Raw genomic sequence first — 22427 nt, forward strand, 5'->3', positions numbered from 1 at the left:
TTCAATCTAAAGCGATGGTAAAAGGTAGGATTCATTGTGCTGTGGTGCAGCGTTGGGTGTTGTTGTTTTTTACGGCTTTTTTTGCCGTACAATGCAGCACCGATGCTCCCAGTTCAATGCCTGTGGTTGTAGCGCCAACACCAGCACCTTCTCCTCAGCCTTTACCTGAAGCCACCACGGTTAATTATTTAGCCTTGGGCGATAGTTATACCATAGGGGCTAGTGTGTGTGCGAGCTGTCGTTTTCCTGAACAATTGAAGCGGAAGCTAGAGAGTACTATTTCTAATCTGACCGTAAATTTACAGCTCATTGCCCAATCGGGATGGACTACTTCCAATTTAATTTCGTCATTGCAAGAGCGGAATCCTACTAACGATAAGGGGATGGTTACCTTGCTGATTGGGGTGAACAATCAATTTCAAAATAGAGAGTTTAGTATTTATGAGCGCGAGTTTCCCGAATTGGTAAATCGGGCCATCTTCTTGGCGAAAGGGGATAAAAGCCGCGTTATTGTAATTTCTATACCGGATTATGCCTACACTCCTTTTGGACAGCGTTCCTTAAATCCTGATAAAATTTCGACGGAGATTGACCGGTATAATGCTTTTGCCAAAAGTTTTTGCGATCGCAATGCCATTGCGTATGTGTCCATAACGGATATTACAAGACAAGGTGTGACAGAACCCTATTTGGTAGCTTTAGATGGATTGCATCCTTCTGAAAAAGCATATGCTTTGTTTGTGGACCGTATTTTTCCTATTGCCAGTGCCATAGTTCGAAAATAAAAAAAGCCTTGATGCAGATGATCAAGGCTTGTGTGATTAATTTTCGGGGGCTAGTTCTAATTCGAGTCCGTCTAAATTTTCTGTGATGGGAATTTGACATCCCAATCGGCTGTTGGATTTTACATAAAAAGCTTCAGATAACATGGCTTCTTCGTCATCACCCATTGGGGGTAATGCAACATCATTGAGTACGTAGCATTGGCAAGAAGCGCACATGGCCATCCCTCCACAGGTGCCTTCCACGGGAAGTTCATAGGCTTTGCATAACTCCATGATGTTCATGGCCATATCAGTTGGGGCTTGTAACTCGTGTACAATACCTTCTCTATCTTTTATTTTTATTGTAACATCCATTTGTATTGGTTATTTGATCTCGAGATCCAGAATATATTCTTTATTGTTTTTAAAATTACTAATTTTTAATCGCACCACATCGGCTTGATTGATGGTGTATACTACTGCTACGTTGGGTGTGTAGACACCGTCCATAGTTTTGTAGATTAACTTGCCTTCATAAGTTGTGTTTACCAGTCCGTTTTTTTCGTTTTTGGTTTTGGCTAATACTTGCGAACTCAATTCGGCTGTATTGTAAGCGCTATTTTCGAGCATTTTGGCTTTTTCTCCACTGAGTTGGATTAAAAATTCGGCTCCTTTAATTTTCAAATGCCCGAGTCGGTTGGAAAAAATCTCTACTGGTGTGGAAAACGAAGTGTCCTGCCACTCGCCATCAACAGCAACGTACGCTCTTTTCACAAAAGCTTCTTGTATTAATTCTTGTCCATAATTGACAAAACCCGACAACAAAAAAAGTAAAATTAAGTACTGTTTTTTCATATGTAGTTATTTATTGTTTACTTGTTAAAGGTAGAAAATCAATTTGTTAGCGCTTGTTTTTTGTAACATTGCAACATTAGTTTTTTGTACCTTATTTATGGTTTGATTTTGATTAAAAGCCAAAAATATATTTTTTTTTGAAAAAAAACACCATAAAAAAAACAATAAATCCTATTGTGTTTTGTTGATTTAATAAAAAATCATTAAAAATAATCAATTATTTTAACATAAACGTTGTTGTTTTGTGTTTGTTGTCCTAAGTTTTCGTTACCTAAAGAAATGGTTGTGTCCATACGGAACGAAAACAATGACATTGTAAATGTCTGGTAATTAATATGGTACGTTGACTACGGTTTCGATTTGTGGTACAAATTTTTTAATGGTAGTTTCCACACCAGCTCTAAAAGTCATTTGATTAACGCTACAACTTGTGCAAGCACCTTCCAAACGCACTTTTACATGTTTGTCGTCTTCAATCGAAATTAGGGTGATATCGCCACCGTCCGATTTTAGAAATGGCCTGATCTCATCAAGGGCTTTCATTACATTTTCGGTAACTTCTTGTGTTGTCATCATTGGATTTATTTTAAAAAGCGGTCTAAAAGTCAGGTATTAAGAGTTTGCCCCTCGGATGTTTTGTGATGAGTGTGTTGCTCAACACAAAATGGTTTTCTGGTCTTTTAGACCGCTCGCTAATTTATTTTTTTACTGCTGAACATCCGGCCATGGTCGTGATTTTGATGGCTTCGGTTGCTGGCAAATTTTCGTTTCTTTTTACGGTTTCCTCTACTACACGACGGGTAATGTTTTCAAAAACGGTACCGATTATAGAATCTGTTTGTAAAGCGGCTGGTCGGCCATAATCTCCAGCTTCACGAATGGATTGAACAATTGGCACCTCTCCTAAGAAAGGAACGGACAGATCGGTGGCAAGATTTCGGGCACCTTCTTGACCAAAAATATAGTATTTGTTTTCTGGGAGTTCTTCGGGTGTAAAATACGCCATATTTTCTATGATACCCAAAACCGGAACATTGATGGCATCTGATAAAAACATCGACACTCCTTTTTTGGCATCGGCTAGCGCAACGGCTTGTGGGGTACTTACCACCACAGCACCAGTAATTGGTAACGATTGCATGATAGACAAATGGATGTCTCCTGTTCCCGGAGGCAAGTCAATAAGAAGGAAATCCAGTTCGCCCCAATGCGCGTCAAAAATCATTTGATTTAAGGCTTTGGCCGCCATTGGTCCTCTCCAAATTACAGCTTGACTTGGCGAAGTGAAAAATCCAATAGAAAGCATTTGAATTTCATAACTTTCGATAGGTTTCATCTTTGATTTGCCATCAACTTCAATGGAAATGGGTTTTTCGTTTTCAACGTCAAACATTATAGGCATTGAAGGTCCATAAATATCAGCATCTAATACGCCTACTTTGAAGCCCATTTTGGCTAAAGATACAGCTAAGTTAGCCGTAACGGTAGATTTTCCTACTCCTCCTTTTCCAGAAGCTACAGCAATGATGTTTTTGATGCCAGGGATGGCTTTTCCTTTAATTTCTGCTTTTTCTGGTACGGTTACTTTGGTGTTGATTTTTACCACAGCATCAGCAGCTACTTTTTCTAGGATTACTTTTTTAATGTCTTCTTCTGCTCTTTTTTTGATGTGCATGGCAGGAGTGTGCAATACTAGGTCTACGACAACTTCATTGCCAAAAACCACCACATTGGCAATAGCGCCACTTTCTACCATATTTTTCCCTTCTCCAGCAATAGTGATAGTGGATAAGGCATTTAAGATTTCTTTTTTATCTAATTTCATATTGTCTTGCTTTAACGACTCGCTTTTTTTTATTAAGACTGAGTTTAGATGGCAAAGATAATAGGAAAATTATTGAATTAATAGCCAAAGTATTGAAAATGTTTATCGCCGGATAATCAAATTAGCTTTAAAAAAGAGTTAATTTTGAGAGCAGCTTAAAAATGACTTAAAAACAATTTGTTTAGTACTTTTCTATGGATTTGGAAACTTTTTACCACTACTGTTTGGCCCAAAAAGGGGTTACGGAACATTTTCCTTTTGATGAAGATACCTTGGTTTTTAAAGTGGGAGGCAAGATGTTTGCCTTGACCTCATTACAGCAATGGGAAAAACAAGCACCCTCAGTAAATCTCAAATGCGATCCTGAGCGTGCTTTGGACTTGCGAGCCCATTATGATGGCATCCAACCAGGCTACCATATGAGCAAAGAACATTGGAACACGATTGCTCTCAATCAAGATGTTCCTGATGGTCTGTTGATGGAATTAATAAACCATTCGTATGACTTGGTTTTTAAAAGTCTTACGAAAAAAATACAGGCCGAATTGAATGCTTTGCCTTAAGTTACACTTCCACGTGTCCCCAGTTTTCGCCAGATTTGATACGGAAAATTTGCATTTCGCTTACACCAAATTGTTTGGCAATCATTTTGATTCTGGTTTTTCGGTTGGGGTTTTGCAACATCTTTTTGATGCGCATCACATTGGTCACCGTTAGTTTTCTACCATCGGATTTGATGTTGTGTTCTAACAAATTTTTCTTTGCTTGAATAACATGCGGACTTTTACGGTTGTGTTCCAAAAATTCTTCACGGGTGGCCCATTTTAGATTTCGGAGCGAATCGTTATCGCGAACATAATCCAAATGCAAAATGTGCACTTGATCTTCAGACTGTTTAGGAATAAAATGTTCGGCAATGAGTTTGTAAACAAATAGATGACGGTTAACGGGTTTTTCCCCATTATTTACTTTGTAGCGAAAAATTCGGTAGCCATCGATCTTGCTGCCTTTTAATTCGCGACCCTCTTCAATACGGTCTTTAAAACTAATGAGCCTTCCTCGGCTGGTAATAGCGTATCGCAATTGCAAAGATTCATGTACGCTAAATTCTTTAACTTGTTCATTCGGATATAATCGAATCATATGTGGTCTAGATTGATTTGAAACAAATATAGGTAATTATTCATCTGATAAGAAAAAATCAGTAACTACTTTTTTCATTAGAAGATAATGCACCTTTTATTCTTAAGGATCTTAAGCTAGAAATTCAATGGGGTGTCCCTGTCTATAAATTCATTTTATATTAAAAATATATGCCAAGTAGAAATCTAAGGAATAGACCGAAATCAATATTCAACTATCTAAATAACAAGCTTAGTAAGGTAACCTAAAAAAACACCGGAGTACAAATATTGCACATAAACAAGTACTTGTACCATAAGTTGAGTTTTGTGTAGTAAAGTAAAGTACGCGTGATCTAAATTGCTTTTTGTAAATTTAACTTAATAGAATTCTAGTTGATTCGCTCTCAAAATACTCTTCGCAGAAAAAGCGACTGTAATCTTTTGCTGTAGCACTCATTTTTTGATAAAGAGTTTTGTTTTGCAAAAGTTCATTTAATCGTTTGCTTAGAAGTGGTATATTTTTGCTATCTATCAAATAGCCATTTTCACCTTCTTTTACTAATTCAACTACACCACCAACCGGAGGAACTATAGTTGGTAATCCATAAGCCATAGCTTCAAGAATAGTAAGACCAAAAGTCTCAACAGAGGAACGTACATCGGATAAATTCAGTACAATGCTAGCTTCTCTATAAAAAGCATGTGTGTCTTCTGGTGTTGGGTAAATAGTTAAATTTTCTGGAAGTAATTCAAACTTAAAATAATTGTCAATTTCTTTTTGGGTAGCATCTAGGACCAGTTTGAAAGTATATTTTCTATTCAAATGTGCTAGATGTAAAAACTGACCAACACCTTTATTTGCTTTTAAAGAACAAATCATAAGAATGATTTTGTTTTCTTTTTGAGAGGTTTTAATACCCTTGCATTGGTTGAGAAAATCTTTTTCGAGCACGTTGTAAATTACGTTACTTTTAATTTTTAGTGGTTCTTGTTTGGCTAAGAAATTGGAAACATAAACAACTTCATTTGCTGTCCATTTTACTATACCAAAAAGGAAAAGTTTGAAGATTTTTGGAGTCATGCTAGTGTCATGTATGTGATACATGATTTTGCATCCTCTGATTTTTCCAGCAATTGCAGCTCCAAAAGGCAATACAGTATTGATATAAAGTATATCGGATTTTTTTAAATGAAAAAGAAGCTTTAAAAACAGTACCGTTTGACTAGTAAAAATAGCAATCAACCTAAAAATAGGGTTTTTAACGGATGAATACCAATACTGATGTGTAGTAGATTGAGGTGTATTTGATAAAAATCCTTTTTTGCCTCTACCTATATAAAGTTCGGTATTGATCTTGTTATTGGTCCAACCTTTTACTAATTGTTTCAAAACCTTTGAACTTTCGCTAAAATCGTTCACTAGATGTATGGCTATAATTTTCATAATTTTATTTTGTTATTAATGTTATGTAAATAGTTTTTTCTTTAATGTTAATGTAGGCTTGTTATGCCTTTTTTTCTATTTTAACTATGCCAAGAATTATGCTAGAGTTGTAAATGTCTTGTAAACACTGGGAGTCACATTTTTATAGAGTCTGAAAAAATTCCAAAATTTGGACTTTAGAATCATAAATGGAAAAATTGTTTCACATTTTAAAAAGAAGTTATGCCTCTAAGCCACGTGTTTTTATTTACTATCCAACCATGACCTTCTTTTCCCAAAAGTGTATCTAAGTATACAAATCAAAATAGTAGAATGTAGTATTGCTATATACTAGCTTATTTTTTTGTTGAGATTTTTTTCATTTGCAGCGTGAAGGATATGACGAGTTATTACAATCACTTTTCGCTTGCGTGCAGTTAATAAATGCTATTCTAATCCATTTTTCATTAAATACTTTATAGGGTTATAATGTGGCAATTTGCTAAAAGACTATTATTATCAACTCTTCTGTTTTTGTTGATTTGGCATTTCAATACCAAGAGATTATATTCTTTTCGGAAGGACATCGGAATCATTTTTTATAAGAACTTACCTTTTGGGATTTTTAAATCGGAACTAAGTTTTGCAGAAAGGAATAGAGAAACTCAACAAATTCCTAGCGATTGATCCAAGGTTGAGGAATTTTCAATATTAATTTAAAAAGGAGTAGTTCCAAATCAAGTTTTTTTTTCTAGTTAAGATATTATTAATTCATTATCGTTAGCGTTTTTAAAACTTGACTCAAAGTGACATCAAATTCTAAATTATTGTTAGTATGGTTTAAGTTTGAATTCCCTCTTTTTTGTCGTTTTTCGAACAACTCTCTGTAATCTGCGGTAAGTTCTTCGATAGCATTTTTACTAGGGTCTTGTTTTCTTTTCATAAGGGTAGAAGTATCTGCAAAGAACAAAAAGGTAAAATCAGGTTGCATTAAAAAATGATATCCATAGGCGGTCAGTTTTTTGGGCATGAGAATATCTCTCTGCTTATTTTCATGAATAAAATTAAAGTATTGGCTATCATCATAGATCACAATATATCCGCGAATAATGTACTTGAAATATATAACAAATTGGCCAATCTTATAATCCAAATAGTGGTAAGATAATCGAAGCAATGAGGCCACAGCAGCTTTCTTCTTTTTTAGATCTGACTGAGTGTTTATAATAGCTAATTGTGTTGCTTCTTTTGGTTTGTTCCAATTGCATAAGAAAAGTAAAATGGAGGGGCGTTGACGTAAGATAATTACTGGCTTACGTAGCTGTTTTTGAATGCGTTGGGCTATTTGTTCAAGCATTGTTGATTTTTCATTATTATTTATGCCGCCAAAAGAAATGACGTATCCTCTTTTTCTGGTGTAATTTTGCAACCTATCAAGAACATACAAGACGCTATTTTTTAAGTATAAATAGGATTGGTTTTTTGGGTTTTTCTTAATGAAATGTAACAAACTGGTTAAGTCATTTTTGTTGTTTTGAATGCAATGGTTAATTTGTATATCCAATACATTTTTTGATGTTTTTAGTAGTGGTAGATAATTACTATATTGGTTTGGAACATTAGTATTTGTTAATAAACTCGATAAGGCTGTAAATCTAGCCGAGTCAATACTACGTGCTTGTTTAATTCCAAAGGGGGATATGGAATTATTTTTACATACTTTGTGCGCATCCATTACTTCTAAACCACGTACTTTTATTTGCCAAATTAAATCCAAAGCCAAAATGCTTCCATCTATAAGCACAGCTTGAATGGCATACATAAACGATTTTTTTTGAACCGAAACATGACTTACTAAATGATGATTCATAAGAAGTTGTAGTGTTTTTTTAGCATCATTTTTTTTAATTACAATTTCAATTTCAGAGGCTTTACTAAGTTTTTCAGGGGTAAAATTTGGAGATTTCAGTGCGCCATAATCGGCGTTTTGTATGCTATCAAAAACGTCCATAAATATTAATTCTCTTATGGCTTTTTCTTCTTCAAAGAATAAATCCAATCCTTCATTCCAAAAATTCAATTGACTTTCCATTTTGCTGTTCCATTTTATTTGTTCAGCAAATTCTTTTAAGTAATGCATGCAATGGGTTAATAAATACCATTTTAGTTGGGTTTTGAAAGTGTCTAAATCATTATTAAAAAGACAATTTCCTTGGCTATCAACACACTGTTCTTTCAATTCTTTGTATATACTTGACCAATTTTTTCTATCAATTAACAACCCTTGTTGAATAACAAAATGAAAATAATCAAAGGCATAGGGTCGATCTTCTCTTGCTAATTCCCAATTATACATTGCAATAGTATCGCCTTTTTGAAATTGATTCCAAGGAGTGAAATCACCATGAGAGAATCCAATGGAAACTTTTTGTTGTCTGTTTAAGTTATTTAATAGAAATTCTATTTTGCGTACTAAGTTACGAGGTATCCTTGGGTCTTGAATCTCTATAAAGGTAGCTTCTAATTGACTGAACCAATCCCATTTCTCTAATGTAGTGGTTCGTTTTTTAATCATTGCTATTTCATTCAAGACTTTTAAATGGCTATCTGAAATTTTGTTTTTTCTCTTGCTGTTTATCAATACGTCGGAGAATTGTATAATATGTTTGTTGACCATATGAACCAATGGAGTAGTAAAACTTTTTGAAACTAATTGCAATTCTTGTAGAATTTCGTATTCGTTTTCTATTAATTGAGTTCCATTTTCAGTACAAGCAATTTTAAAGAAGGTTTTGTTTGTATACAAAACAGCTTTGTCATTCGATTCTTGCGAGTCAATAAACAAAGCCCAATCATTTGTGCAATCAAAAAGAGGATTTTCTCCAATAGTATAAAACCATTTTTTTTGTTTAAAAAAAAGACGCTGCAATTGCAAAGCAAAAATCACTTGAATCATTTTAGTGAATAACCAATAATTTTTGTTTCCTGTATGATACAATTTTAGAAATGACGGAACTTTATTTTGAGCATTCCAAATCCATCTAGGTGAACCATCTCTGTTGAAGATAAAAGATAGTTTGATGCTTTGTTCGTTTCCATTTATTTCTTTTGGAGAGAAATTGTAGCCTGTTAATTTTAAAATTTCTTTCATGATTATAATGTTTTGTACTACAATCAATGGTAAAATTGTGCCAAAACAAAAAACTCTATATTTTACAGGGGTTTTGAGAGATTATAGAATTTAAACTTTTCCATTTTTTGGAAAAAAGTCTTTTTTTGAAAACAAGAAGTAATGAAATGAATTGATTTTTCGAGAACTAGAATTAAAAACAAATTACAATGGTTGATTGTTTATGATTAACCTTCGATATAATTATTTAATTGATTTATATAGTTATACTTGCTATTGCTTTTTGTAAAATGTGATAAACGAAAAAATACTCAATAATTCATAGATTAGATGAGCTTAAATATATTTTGTAAGATTTTAATTTAGGTTATTATTAATTGGATGTCACCATTACTTTTTCTATATTGAATATAATAGAGTTTCCGATTCATTCTTTGTTATCATTAAGGAGACTTTTTTAGTAATGAATTGTAATCCTTTTATTGTAAATAATTTTTATAATTACTGCTGTTCCGTCTATTGCTACTGCAAAATTTTCGGATAGATTTATCTAAAGCTCTTTGTTGTCATACATTTTTTGGTCTAAAAGAAATTCTTTCCTATTTTTTACTAGCCAAATAAAGAGTTTCTGTCTTTGATTTCAGTTGTAGTTTTTTGTTTCGGTTTTTGCGTTCAAATGTTTTATAGGTTTTGTAACTGCTTAAAAATAGCAGTAATATTGCTCGTGGTATAAGTGTTATCATAAGATAAACAATTTGTGATTACAAAAAGCTCTTTAGTCGCTTAAAAATTTTTGGATTTGAACAGTTGGTTTCGGTTTTTATTTTGCAAATTTTTTGAATTATGTATGTCATTTTATCACATACAAAAGTGTTTTTAGTTACATAATCAAAAGCACCATGTTTTAAAGCGTCTACTGCGATTTTGATGTTTTCTTGTCCAGAAACCATTACGACATAAATGTTAGAATTGTATCTTTTGATTCGTTTCAATACTTCAAATCCAGTCAAATCATCCAGGTTATAGTCTAAAAAAATGATATCTGGATTTTGGTCTAGGTTGTCCAGACACGCTTTACCATTACTAAAGTAAGTAAAATCAGTATAATTGAGATTTGATAAATATTGTTCAAAAATACTAGCACAAAAGATATCATCGTCTACAATAAAGAATTTGAATTGAGTTGAATATTCCATAATAAATTTTTTTTATCATTTCAATGCCAAATTCAAGCCAATAATAATCAACCCCTGAAAAGAAAGGGGTTGATGCTTTTTAATGTATTCTTTTGTTCCAAAAAATGGAAAATAATTCCAAAATGTTACTTCTTTAATTCGTTTTCTTGAAGTTGGGTAATAGCTTGTAACAAAACCAGTTTAGTGCGTTGTAGTAATGGCATAATTTCGGATTTGTTGCTGGATGTTTTTGCAATTTTTTCAAGCGATATAACATCGTTTAAGATAGTTTTTATACCCAAACTTTCTATACTAGGTTTAATTTTGTGAATCAATAGGCTAATTTCTATAAAGTTGTTTTCTTGAAATGCACGATCGATATCTAGCAGAATTTGCTTAGTTTGCTCAACAAATATGATAATCATTTTTTGAACAAATTCATCATTTCCTCTGCTTAGACTTCTTAGCATCGATAGGTTATAAATGATAGGTACGAGGTCTGTTGTTTTATATTCGGAACTGTTTTTAGGACGATTTATAGTTAGTTTGGCTATGGTTTCTATCAAAACATATTCGTCAAATGGCTTAGTTACATAATCATCCATACCTGCATTTTTACAGTTTTCAATTTCTGATTTGAAAGCATTTGCGGTCAAAGCGATAATAGGTGTATTGAGTTTGTATTCGTTTCTAATGATTTTGGTCGCTTCAATTCCGTCCATTTCTGGCATTTGTATATCCATTAGGATAATATCAAAACTTTGATGTTTTAAGATTTCTAGGGCTTCAATACCATTTTCGGCTTCTGTGACAGCACAATTAAAGTATTGCATGGAATTTTGTAGCACCATTCTGTTCATTTTATTGTCTTCAACCAATAAAATAGACAGGCCTGAAATATCTACATTTGTTTCTTTATTGATTTCCTTTATTTTGTCTGGATTTCCTTTTTCTAATGGAAGGGTGATAAAAAAAGTAGTTCCTACCCCTTTTTCACTTTCTATTGTTATGTCTCCATGCATTAAAGAGACCAATTCCTTGGTTATAGCCATTCCCAAACCGGTTCCGCCAAATTTTCTGGTAACTGCTTTGTCTTCTTGGGAGAATTTTTTGAAAATGGTTTCTACATAACTTTGATCCATTCCTATACCGGTATCTGCAACTTTTATAAGAATTTTTTGAAAATTAGCATAATCAGCAATTACCTCACATTTTAAATCGATTCTGCCTTTGTTGGTGAATTTTAACGAATTGCCGACTAAATTAAAGAGAATCTGTTCTATACGTAATGAGTCGGCTTTCAATACAGGGCTAACTATGGGTTCAATGTAAGCTGAAAGTCTTAATCCTTTTTGTTTGGCTAATGGATGCAGTACTTTGACAACTTTGTCTATTGATTCCTCAAATAAGAAATCTTCTTTTTCGAGTTCCATTTCACCAGCTTCTATTTTAGAGATATCCAGAATATTGTTTAATATTGCTAATAAATGACGTGAAGCAATTGTGCTATTGTCAATGTATTTTTTTTGCAATTCTGTGAGTTCTTGTTTGCCCAATTCTCTTAAAAAGCCAATAATGGCGTTGAGTGGTGTACGAATTTCATGACTCATATTGGCTAAGAATACTTCTTTGGCTTTCGAAGCTTCTTCAGCTTTTTGTTTTTGTTGGTTGAGTTCTATTTCGAGTTGTTTTTGCTCGGTGATATCGAGATGAATTCCCACAGAACCTACCAGATTTCCTTCGTCATCATAATTAGGTGCGCCGCTAATAGCCCACCATTTAAGTTCTCCTTTTTTGTTTTTCACGGGAATTTGATACACATCTGAAATGCCTTTTGTGCGCAATTCTTTTTTGTGTTGAATGACATCATAGTTTTCTCTAAATACAAAAATTTCAGATGGATTTTTTCCTATCAAATCTTCAATTTCATAGCCAGACATCGTGGCAAAACTTTGATTTACAAACTGAATGATTTCATCGTTATCAACTTCAATCAGTCCGAGGTTCATATTAGAAATAATATTGCGGTATTTTTCTTCTTGATATTTGAGTTTGGTTTCAGCTTTTTTTCTTTCTGAAATATCTTGAATGAAAGAGCAAAAAAAAGATTCTCCATTTAATTTCAAGGGGATAATGGCAATTTCTATAGGAAATTCTTCTCCTTTTCGGTTAACTGCTGGGAGTTCAATATTTTTATTTAAAACTGGTCCTTCGCCTGTTGCTAAGTAATGTTTCATGCCCTCGTTATGTCCTTTTTGGTGTTGCTTCGGTATTATAGTTTCGGTGAGGGTTTTGCCTATTACTTCTTCTTTTTTCCATCCAAAAATCACTTCGGCTTGTGTATTCCAAAAAGTGATAAATCCTTTTTTATCTATGGTTATAATAGCATTGAGAGATGAATTCATTATGCTTCTGTTACGTTCTTCACTTTGTTCTAAAAGCATTTGGTTGTGAATACGTTCTGTTACATCGGTGTATTTCCAAAGATGTCCTTTGTACTCTTGTCCAATGATAATTGGAATGTAATCTCTTTCGTAAAAAAGATTGTCTTTGGTTTCAATCAATTCTCGAATCACAATTTTCTTTTCATTAATGATTTCATTTACTCGATCAACAAATTGTTTTTCATTTTTAAAAATGAGTTTGGTTGTACTGATTAACTCTCTGCAGTCTTTTCCGATCATTTCATTTGGTGAAAGCGTGATGTGTCGCATGTCGCAAAAAAGTTGATTGGTAAATACAATCTTACGATCCATATCTTCAACCATAATTCCTGATTGAAGGTTCGCCAAAAGTGTTTTTAGTAAAACTAAATTTTCTGAAAGTTGGTTTTCGGCTTCTTTTCTTTTGGAAATATCTTGTAAAAAGGCACAGAAAAAGGTTTCTCCATTTTGAGTAATTGGTATAATTGATATTTCGGCTAAAAATTCGTTGCCAGATTTTTTAACTCCTATAAGTTCAACATTTCTATTTAAATACTCATTGAAACCTTCAGTTAAGTATTGGTATATAGAATGTTCCCAAAGGGCCTTATTTCGTTCCGGAATTAAAAATTCAGTAAATGCTTTTCCCATAACTTCTTGGGGAGTATAACCAAGTGTAATTTGTGCTTGCTCATTCCAAAAAGTGATTCTACCTTTGTCATCGACAGTAACAATAGCATTCAACGAGGAATTCATTACAATTCTGCTGCGTTCTTCACTTTGTTCTAATAGAATCTGATTTTGGATCCGTTGGGTCACATCCGTATATTTCCAAAGGTGGCCTTTGTACTCATCGGCTATGTATATTGGAATATAATCTCTTTCATAAAAGTGACCATCTACCGTTTCTAAAAGTTCATTGGTCACTACTTCCCTGTTGCTTAAAATACGAGTTATGTCCTCACTAAATGCTTCTGGATCTTTAAATAAATGTTTGGATTGCTCTGCCGAATTGGTACAGTCGACACCAACCATTTGGTCAGGATTGACTGGGATTGCAAACATATTGCAAAACAATTGATTGGTAAAAAGGATTATTCTGTTTTCGTCTTCAACCAAGATGCCAGAACGAAGGTTGGCCAAAAGTGTTTTTAAAAGTTCAACGGTTCTGGAAAGGTTTTTTTCTGTGTTTTTTCTTTTATCAATTTGTTGGTTTAAATATTTTGAGATGAATAAAATATCATCAACAGCATCATCGGCTTTGATATTTTTGTAATCATCTTCTAAAGCTTCTAGACTGTCATATAAATTGGAAATGGATTGTTGCTTGAGTTCGTATTCTTTTTTGAGATTTTGATGGATTTCTTGATATTCTTTTTCACTTTCTATAAAAGAGTGGTTCATTAAATCTCGGTCTCTTTCGTAGGAAAGATAAGAGTCATTGACTGCATTCAAAAAAGCCAATATCGATGGATTTTGCATGCAATCAGTAGACAGATGTTTGTTGATTTGCTTTTGTAAAAGTTTGTGAAGGTCTGCCATAGATTAGCGTTCATTAAGACAAGTAATAGTCATAGTTTGATTGTGCAATTCACATCCAGAAAAAGGACGCAGCGGAGATATTTCACCATAGGAATAAAATCCCGTTAATAATGTGGTGTTGTTAAAAATATCTGAAACAGCTTCTACTTCTTCATCAATTCGATTGTTAAGGATTACTTTTCTCCCAACACAGCTGATTAGTAAAGCAACTTTGGGTGATATGCTATTCATTCGTAAGCAATTATTCGCTGCATCACTAGCTGCATCTATGAGTTTATCAAAGTTGGCTTTCATAAACCTTACTTTGCTACCAAGTGGTAGGTCACCTGCAAAAGTCATGGATTGGTTCTGTTCATCTATTGATAAAATGGTGCGAACAATAACATCATCTTTATCGTTTAGTTTTATTGAAAGTGGAAATAATAATGCTGAACCTGGTAATTCTTCTGCATATTTTCCTAAATAATTTTTATACAATTCTAGTACGCTTTTGTCATCAATTTCATAAAGAACATTTTTATCAGATTTGGTAACTGTACGTTCTAATCCAAAACTTTCCCAGCCGCCAATAGAACCATGAGATATTTGAAGTTTTTCTCCATAAAAACCTATAGCTACAACTTTTCCCGAAGTTGGTACTTGATTTAGACCCACAAATGTTTTTTCAAATTTGGCACCATCACCAGCCAGTCCACCGGTAACCAAGACTTTACTTTCTGTAGCTTCGTTAATTCCTTTTACGAGTTCGCTTCCGTTAACTTTTCCACCGTCTGAAAGGACAAAAATCAATTTGAGTGCCTCTTTAGTTAGCTTAGTTACTAAGTCATGTCCGGCATCAAAGCTATTGTCATAATCTTCTATGTTTACCTCAGAGGTAGCAATTTTTGTGTCGTCAAACTGCATAGCTATTAGTGAAATTGTATTATCAAATACTTCTTTATCAAATATTTCACCAGCAGATGAGGCCATTGCTAAAGTGGCATTTGGGAAATTTTCTCGGATAGTCGCAAAATTATTTTCATCAGAAACTAATGCGCTAGCACCAAAACCAATCACTAAATTGGCATCCTTTACTTGTAATTGATCTTCGTTAATTTCTTTGATAAAATTTTCATTTTTATATAAAAAAGACGCTACTTTCATAAAATCATTTTTTTAATTCGACGGATTGTAAAAGATTGTATATGGTAGATTTACCGATGTCTAACTTTTTTGCAGTTTTGAGGACATCATTGTTATTTTTTTTCAAAAAATAGAGAATAACATCTTCGGTGTATTGTTTTAATGTTTTTTCTTGAGACAGAAACAAATCATTCGAATGGATGCTATTAAAACTTAAATCATTCTCGGTTATCTCGTTGCTGTCGCACATCACACAAGCCAAATCGATCACCGATTTTAATTCTCTAATATTCCCCGGAAACGGATAGCTTAGTAGTTTGTCCTTTGCTTCTTTGGATAAGGATAGGGGCGACATTTTGTTTTCTTTTACAAACAAATCCATAAAGTGTTTCGCAAGAAGTAAGATGTCATTGTCTCGTTCTCTCAGCGGCGGAAGCTCTATGGGTAGGCCAATAATTCGATAATAGAGGTCTTCTCTAAAATTTCCTTTTTTCACCTCCTGAGCCAAATCTTTGTGTGTGGCAATAATCAAGCGTGCATTGAATTTTATTTTGGTCGTGCTTCCTAATCGAACGACTTCTCTTTCTTGTAACACGCGCAATAATTTGCTTTGGAGATTCAACTCCAATTCGGCTATTTCATCCAAAAAAATGGTGCCTCCATCGGCTTGTTCAAATTTGCCCATTTTTCTTTCGTTAGCTCCTGTAAAGGAACCTTTTTCGTGGCCAAAGAATTCGCTTTCCATCAATTCTTTGGGGATGGCTGCCATATTTACAGCAATAAATGGTTTGTTTTTGCGATCGGAATTATAGTGAATGGCATTGGCAACAACTTCTTTTCCTGTTCCGGTTTCACCAGTTATAGAAACATTGATATTGTTGGATAAGGCTTTATTTATTTTGTTAAAAACATTTTTAATGGCGGTACTCTGTCCAATGATTGTTTTTTCGAAACTGAATTTTTGCTCTAATTTTTCTTTTAATATTTCAACTTCTTGAACAAGATTTAGGTTTTCTTTTATTTTTAGAATGGAGTTCCAAAGTAAATCTTTTGAATGTGGGCTTTTTACTATATAGTCCGTTGCACCACATTTTAGAAAATCTACAGCTATATCAATATCTTCTTGTCCACTAATAATTATTATTGGAATACTGTTGTTGATTTCTTTAATACGCCTAAACAATAGATCTCCCGTAATATCGGGTAATCCAAAATCTAAACAAATAATATCAGGTTTTTGATGTAAATTATTAAGACATTCTTTTGCAGACCCGTATAGAAAAACCGTAAAATCTGGATTTAACTTTAGATGATATTTCAAAGTTTCTCCAAAGAAAGAGTCGTCTTCTATAATGAAAATTTTTAATTCGTCCATACAATTTACCGATAAGTCGTGTCTAATTTACTAAAAATTAAAATAGTATGTAGCGATGGTGTATGAATATTTTGATTACGAGCATTGTTTTAATGAAATCTTTCTACTATTTTTAGAACGGAATCTATGGATAGGCAAAAGTCTTTTCAAAAGTGAGTACTTACTTGGGCGAACTGTGCTTTTTGCGAATTTCTGATAGTTTCTAAGGATATGATACCATAAAAAAAGCACTTCAAACACAATGAAAGAACAAATCAAGAAGTTTTTAAACGAAGAACAAGACCCCAAAGCCGTGGAGAAAACCACTGCAAAGCTCGAGGCATTTTTAATGCAACATGAGACTATTGGCTATATTGCCGTTCAAAAAAAACCAGCTGTAACGGTTTTTCCAGATAGTATTGTATTGACCAATAAAAGAATAATTCTATGTCAGCCTAAAAATTTAGGGCTTTCCATGCATTTTGAAGATTATGCTTGGGATGCAGTTGAAGGGACATTTATCAAAGAAAACATTTTAGGAGCTGAGTTTTCCTTTTCAACTCTTTCAGGAAACAAACTTACGATTGATTTTATCCCTAAAATTCAAGCCAGAAAACTGTATACTTTTGCCAAAGAACAATTAGAATCATTGAAAAGCAAGTCCGAAGCGTCTAATGCTTCTCTTACTGTGGGGACCATTGATGAAAGGCTTTTACAAACCCCAGAGGTGGAAACTTATGATGCTGAAATTTTGCCTGAATCAGTAGGACTGGAAACAGCTTGGACTCCTGTGGCACCCATTGAAAATGTTTCAAAATTAACTCAAGAAGAATTGTTCGAAAAATTGCAGAATTATAAAAAATTACTCGATAACGGCCTCATTCTTCAAGGCGAGTATGATGCTTTTAAGAAAGAAATTTTGAGTCAGATGTAAACGATTTTGTTCTAGTAAGACCTGTTTTGAAGTTTTAAAACCGTTTTTTATACCCAAAAATCCTTTATGTGATATTTGTTACTGTGCTTGTTTTTACTGAAGTATACCTTTACATACAATTTAAAAACATCATTATGACTACAACAATTATCATAGGAGGAAGCTTTGCGGGTATGACTGCTGCTTTGGAAATAAAAAGAAAAGGGAACAAGCAACACAAAGTAATTTTAATCGATAAATCGCCTTTGTTTATGTTTATTCCATCCTTAATTTGGGTGCCCTTTGGGAGAAGAGATATTAAAGACATCTCTTTTAAAAAAGAAGGAATTTTGACCCGAAAAGGAGTGAATTTTATCAACGAAGAAGCCCTAAAAATTGATCCCCAAACACAAACGGTAACCACAGATAAAGGCGAATATCATTACGATCATTTGGTCATTGCCACTGGCCCAAAAGTTAAGTATGATATTGCTCCAGGAGTTGAAGAATTTTCGCATTATGTGGGCACACCCAATGGCGCCATGAAAATCCGAACCGCTTTACAAGAATTCAAAAAAAATCCTGGACCAATCTTTATTGGTGCTACTCAAAATGCGGGTTGCATGGGAGCGGCGTATGAGTTTTTATTCAATATCGAAAAATGGTTGCGCGAGGAGAATATTCGTAAAAAAGTAGATTTGTATTGGATTACCCCCGAAGATTATCTCGGGCATTTCGGTATTGATGGTATGCCTATGGGCGAAGCAATGCTCAAAGGATTTATGAAAATGTTCAACATTCACTATCGTACCGAAGTAGGCGTAAAAGAAGTACAAAAAAACAAAGTATTGTTGACTAATGGGGAAACATTAGACAGCGATTTCACGATGTTGATGCCACCATTTGTTGGTGTGGATTTAATAACAAATTCACCCGAACTTCAGGCTACACCTGCCGGATACATACCAGTGGGCGACGATTACCGTCATCATACTTATCAAAATATATGGGCCGCAGGAATTGCTGTCGATGTGAAATTGCCTTTTACCCCCAAAACGGTAGCTTTTGGCTCTCCCAAAACGGGTTATCCTTCTGATGAAACTGGAAAAATTGTAGCCGAAAACATTATTCGAGTAACCAAAGGAAAGCAAGAATTAGTAAAAAAAGAATGGGGTAGAATTCCAGGGCTTTGTATTATGGATGCTGGTAAAAAAGAAGTGCTCATCTTTTCCACTTCTTTGTTCAAACCTAGATCTTTTGCCATTATGATTCCCAATGTATTATATGACTTTAATAAAGTGCTGTTAGAAAAATATTTTCTTTGGAAAAGTAAAAACGGGTATGCCTTTTTGCCGTAACAACTTGATAGCTTGTAGAAAAAAAACGTCTATTAAGACGTTTTTTTGTTTTTTAATTTATCCGTTATAGTGTGTTTTTTTGCTTCTCAATGAATCTTTGATATTGTAACTCTAATAACTCGGTAGCATTTTTACGTTGCAAATCGTACAAGCGTTTGTCTTCGGCTATATCCGCGTACACTTTGTCGTGCATAGAGGCATTTGTTTTTATCAAAAGTGAACGTTGGTATTTATCTTGTTCTATGGTGGCTTTTAACGCGGTTTCAAGGTCTTCGAGTTTGTAATCGTATTCGCCTTTGGGGGATAGTAATTTGGCAATAATTGGCGAAGTTTCAATAGCTAAAAACAGCAACATAATGAAAAAAGAAGGCCACCAAGGCAAACTATTCAACGCATTGATTCTAGCCATTAGTCCATCAAAACCATCAATAATAGGTTGGGTTTGGGTTACTTTTTTGTCCAAATCGGCTTCCAGTTTTTTGTTTTCTTTTTCTAATGCCTCAATTTTAGCCAGATTGTTTTTTTGTAAGGTGTCCAGCTCTTTTTTGGACAAATCGTGTTTGGCAATTTTTTCTTTAAACACGGGGCCTTTACCTAATTTTTTGGTGCCAGCCGTTCCTTCGGCTTCAGCGATGTAAGTTTCGTAAAGGGTATTGACTTCTTTTTCTTTTTTGCTGATTTCGGTTTTCAAAGCGGTAATCTCAGCTTTGTTTTTATCCAAATCGGTTTTAAAATAGGCTGCCACTTCTTTTTTGTTTTTCAAAGCCATGGCATTTTTCTCTTTCAAAAGAACGGTATTGATTTCTTTTTCGAAGATTTTAATTTCAAGGGGTTTTGAAATTACAATTGCTATGATAATTGCTAATAAAATACGAGGAGTGGCTTGCAAGAATTCAGCTTTAAACTGATCTCTTTTTCTAATGGTCGAGACTATAAATCGATCCAAATTGAAAATGAGCAAACTCCAAACGAACCCAAAAGCAATGGCTGGATATAGACTATCGAAAACGGTAAATAGGGCATAAGAACTGGCTAAAAATGCCATTACAGCTGTAAAAAATACGGTGGCACCTATGCCCACAAATTTGGTTTTTTCGCCTTCGGAGCAACCTTCTAAGAGGTTTTTGTCTACTCCAGAGCAGACAATAAAAAAGGATGATAACATGATTGATTGATTTTTTGATTGATGATTACAAATTTAGGGCCAAAAAACGGAATACAATCTAAGTGTATGAATATAAAATAGTTAAAGAATATAAAAAAAGAGCTGTTCCGTGGAACAGCTCTTCTTGGTTTTGGTTGATTTATTTTGGTTTAGTGTGGTTTTCTTAAAGTGATTTTGGTCCACCTGCTAGGATTTCCGCATTGGCAAATTCTTCGAACTTTTTAAAGTTAGTTTTGAATTTTTCGGCCAATTCTACAGCTTTTACATCATACAAGTCTTTATCGTCCCAAGTATTTCTTGGGTTCAATATTTCGCTTGGTACATTGGGACACGATTGAGGCTTGGCTATACCAAACACTACGTGGTCTTGATATTCAACGTGGTCCAAGTCGCCATTCAATGCAGCGGTGATCATGGCACGTGTATATTTCAATTTCATTCGGCTACCTATACCATAAGGCCCTCCGGTCCATCCGGTATTGATCAGCCAGACTTTAACATCGGCCTCTTTCATTTTCTGGCTTAACATTTCAGCATAACGAGTGGGGTGCAAAGGCATGAATGGAGCGCCAAAACAAGCCGAAAAGTTTGGTTGAGGTTCTGTAACTCCGGCTTCGGTACCCGCAACTTTTGCCGTATAGCCCGAAATAAAATGATAGGCGGCTTGTCCAGGAGTCAGTTTTGCAATAGGAGGCAATATACCAAAGGAGTCTGCCGTCAAAAAGAAGATGTTTTTGGGGTTTTTACCAATAGATCCGGGTTGGATATTGTCAATATGTGTTATAGGATAACTAACTCGTGTATTTGGGGTAATAGAATTATCGGTAAAATCGACTTCGTTGCTGTGGGGTTTAAATACCACATTTTCTAAAATAGCTCCTCGCTTTATAGCGTGAAAAATTTCAGGTTCGTTTTCTTCTGTCAAATTGATCACTTTGGCATAACATCCGCCTTCAAAATTAAAAATCGTGTTTTCATTGGTCCAGCCATGTTCGTCATCTCCAATTAGTTTTCGATTTGGATCAGCAGACAAAGTGGTTTTACCGGTACCGGACAATCCAAAAAAGATTGCTGTATCTCCATTGGCTCCTACATTGGCACTACAATGCATCGGTAACGTATTTTTATCTACGGGTAGTATGAAATTTAAGGCCGAAAAAATGCCCTTTTTCATTTCACCAGTATAGCCAGTTCCTCCGATTAGAGCTATTTTTTTAGTGAAATTTAAGATTGCAAAATTTTTGTTTCGTGTACCATCTACAGCAGGATCGGCTTCAAAACCAGGCGCACAGATTACTTTCCATTCTGGTGTAAAATGTTCTAATTCTTGTGCCTCAGGTCTTAAAAACATGTTGTAACAAAATAAATTGGCCCAAGGGGTCTCAGTGATAACCCTTACATTCATCTTGTAATTGGTATCGGCACAAACATAGGCGTCTCTAACAAATAATTCTTTGTTGGAAAGATACTTGCCTACTTTTTCTAATAATGCATCGAATTTAGCTGGTTCAAAGGGTATGTTGATATTGCCCCACCACACTTGATTTTCGGTAATGCTATCTTTAACAATGAATCGATCTTGTGGTGAACGACCCGTAAATGTACCTGTATTAATGGCTAATGCTCCCGAGGAACTTTCCACACCTTGCCCATAAGCAAGGGTTAAATCATGTAATTCATCTGGAGTTAGTTGGTATTGAATTTTTGCATTTTCGATACCTATGTCTGTAAGCGAAATCGATTTCGTAAAAAGTGTGTTAGTTTCCATTCGATTATTTGTTGATAGTTAGTTTTTGCTGTAAAAGTATAAAATAATTTTAAAGACCGACTTTTAAATTCAAATTTTCTTTTTTGCGCCTTTAAAAAAGTCAAATAACAAATAGCCCCAAGCTGAAATTAAGAGGAGACCTCCAATAGGAGTAATAAAACCAATAGTTTTAAAATCAAAAGGAGTTAAGGAGTTGGTAGCCAATAAATAAATGGATCCCGAAAAGAAAAGTACACCCAAAAGGGTAAGACGTGTAATGTTTTTTTGAGTAGTGTTAGACAATTGCGGATGAAGCCCCACGAAAAGTAAGAACAGTGCGTGATACATTTGATACTTTACACCCGTTTCAAAGGTATTTAAGGCATCGGTAGGAAGTAAGTTTTTTAGAGCATGAGCACCAAAAGCCCCCAAAATAATGGCCGTCATTCCTAGTAAAGCTGCAATAGCTGTAACATTTTTACTCATATAGGCAATGCTAAAATCGGT

18 protein-coding genes are annotated in these 22427 nt (G+C 34.3%); 4 read left to right on the plus strand and 14 right to left on the minus strand.

What is annotated here, in order from left to right:
• The first annotated feature begins 14 nt into the window (after nucleotides 1-14).
• Complete coding sequence (locus ACZIX2_RS05120; protein ID WP_463339011.1) at nucleotides 15-785, plus strand: SGNH/GDSL hydrolase family protein; 771 nt, start codon at nucleotides 15-17, stop codon at nucleotides 783-785.
• A gap of 36 nt (nucleotides 786-821) precedes the next feature.
• Here ACZIX2_RS05120 and ACZIX2_RS05125 read toward each other — a convergent pair whose 3' ends face one another.
• The 4 genes from ACZIX2_RS05125 to ACZIX2_RS05140 form a co-directional block, all read right to left on the minus strand.
• Nucleotides 822-1139 (minus strand): 2Fe-2S iron-sulfur cluster-binding family protein, encoded by a 318-nt coding sequence (locus ACZIX2_RS05125; protein WP_463339012.1) that lies wholly within the window; start codon nucleotides 1137-1139, stop codon nucleotides 822-824.
• A 9-nt stretch (nucleotides 1140-1148) separates the two neighbouring features.
• On the minus strand, nucleotides 1149-1619 hold the full coding sequence (locus ACZIX2_RS05130) for a hypothetical protein (protein ID WP_463339013.1): 471 nt from the start codon (nucleotides 1617-1619) through the stop codon (nucleotides 1149-1151).
• A 330-nt stretch (nucleotides 1620-1949) separates the two neighbouring features.
• Nucleotides 1950-2192, minus strand: a complete 243-nt coding sequence (locus ACZIX2_RS05135; RefSeq protein ID WP_463339192.1) for a NifU family protein — start codon at nucleotides 2190-2192, stop codon at nucleotides 1950-1952.
• A gap of 124 nt (nucleotides 2193-2316) precedes the next feature.
• A complete protein-coding gene (locus tag ACZIX2_RS05140) occupies nucleotides 2317-3444 on the minus strand; it encodes an Mrp/NBP35 family ATP-binding protein (protein WP_463339014.1) in 1128 nt (375 codons plus the stop codon).
• Between the two features lie 194 nt (nucleotides 3445-3638).
• Between ACZIX2_RS05140 and ACZIX2_RS05145 the strand changes: the two genes are divergently transcribed.
• Nucleotides 3639-4007: an MmcQ/YjbR family DNA-binding protein gene (locus tag ACZIX2_RS05145; protein WP_463339015.1), complete on the plus strand. Its 369-nt coding sequence runs from the start codon at nucleotides 3639-3641 to the stop codon at nucleotides 4005-4007.
• A gap of 1 nt (nucleotide 4008) precedes the next feature.
• Here ACZIX2_RS05145 and ACZIX2_RS05150 read toward each other — a convergent pair whose 3' ends face one another.
• The 7 genes from ACZIX2_RS05150 to ACZIX2_RS05180 form a co-directional block, all read right to left on the minus strand.
• On the minus strand, nucleotides 4009-4587 hold the full coding sequence (locus ACZIX2_RS05150; RefSeq protein ID WP_463339016.1) for an NUMOD4 domain-containing protein: 579 nt from the start codon (nucleotides 4585-4587) through the stop codon (nucleotides 4009-4011).
• Nucleotides 4588-4941: 354 nt separating this feature from the next.
• The gene (locus ACZIX2_RS05155; RefSeq protein WP_463339017.1) at nucleotides 4942-6012 is read right to left on the minus strand and encodes a glycosyltransferase family 4 protein; all 1071 of its coding nucleotides are present in this window, start codon (nucleotides 6010-6012) and stop codon (nucleotides 4942-4944) included.
• Nucleotides 6013-6757: 745 nt separating this feature from the next.
• Entirely contained in the window at nucleotides 6758-9142 is a 2385-nt protein-coding gene (locus ACZIX2_RS05160) for a hypothetical protein (RefSeq protein WP_463339018.1), read from the minus strand.
• A 740-nt stretch (nucleotides 9143-9882) separates the two neighbouring features.
• Nucleotides 9883-10317, minus strand: a complete 435-nt coding sequence (locus ACZIX2_RS05165) for a response regulator (RefSeq protein ID WP_463339019.1) — start codon at nucleotides 10315-10317, stop codon at nucleotides 9883-9885.
• Between the two features lie 125 nt (nucleotides 10318-10442).
• Nucleotides 10443-14261 (minus strand): PAS domain-containing hybrid sensor histidine kinase/response regulator, encoded by a 3819-nt coding sequence (locus ACZIX2_RS05170; RefSeq protein ID WP_463339020.1) that lies wholly within the window; start codon nucleotides 14259-14261, stop codon nucleotides 10443-10445.
• Between the two features lie 3 nt (nucleotides 14262-14264).
• Nucleotides 14265-15404, minus strand: coding sequence for an FIST signal transduction protein (locus tag ACZIX2_RS05175; protein ID WP_463339021.1), 1140 nt, complete (start codon nucleotides 15402-15404; stop codon nucleotides 14265-14267).
• 4 nt (nucleotides 15405-15408) lie between these two features.
• Nucleotides 15409-16758, minus strand: coding sequence for a sigma-54-dependent transcriptional regulator (locus tag ACZIX2_RS05180; protein WP_463339022.1), 1350 nt, complete (start codon nucleotides 16756-16758; stop codon nucleotides 15409-15411).
• 241 nt (nucleotides 16759-16999) lie between these two features.
• Between ACZIX2_RS05180 and ACZIX2_RS05185 the strand changes: the two genes are divergently transcribed.
• On the plus strand, nucleotides 17000-17671 hold the full coding sequence (locus tag ACZIX2_RS05185; protein ID WP_463339023.1) for a PH domain-containing protein: 672 nt from the start codon (nucleotides 17000-17002) through the stop codon (nucleotides 17669-17671).
• Nucleotides 17672-17805: 134 nt separating this feature from the next.
• A complete protein-coding gene (locus ACZIX2_RS05190; protein ID WP_463339024.1) occupies nucleotides 17806-19008 on the plus strand; it encodes an NAD(P)/FAD-dependent oxidoreductase in 1203 nt (400 codons plus the stop codon).
• Nucleotides 19009-19072: 64 nt separating this feature from the next.
• Here the strand turns inward: ACZIX2_RS05190 and ACZIX2_RS05195 are convergent, their stop codons facing one another.
• The 3 genes from ACZIX2_RS05195 to ACZIX2_RS05205 form a co-directional block, all read right to left on the minus strand.
• Nucleotides 19073-20173 carry a DUF4407 domain-containing protein gene (locus tag ACZIX2_RS05195; protein ID WP_463339025.1) on the minus strand — a complete coding sequence of 367 codons (1101 nt, stop codon included), beginning with the start codon at nucleotides 20171-20173 and terminating at the stop codon, nucleotides 19073-19075.
• A 163-nt stretch (nucleotides 20174-20336) separates the two neighbouring features.
• Entirely contained in the window at nucleotides 20337-21941 is a 1605-nt protein-coding gene (pckA, locus tag ACZIX2_RS05200) for a phosphoenolpyruvate carboxykinase (ATP) (RefSeq protein ID WP_463339026.1), read from the minus strand.
• A gap of 69 nt (nucleotides 21942-22010) precedes the next feature.
• Nucleotides 22011-22406, minus strand: coding sequence for a DUF423 domain-containing protein (locus ACZIX2_RS05205; protein ID WP_463339027.1), 396 nt, complete (start codon nucleotides 22404-22406; stop codon nucleotides 22011-22013).
• Between the last annotated feature and the right edge of the window lie 21 nt (nucleotides 22407-22427).

It is taken from the genome of Flavobacterium riviphilum (genome assembly GCF_055231795.1).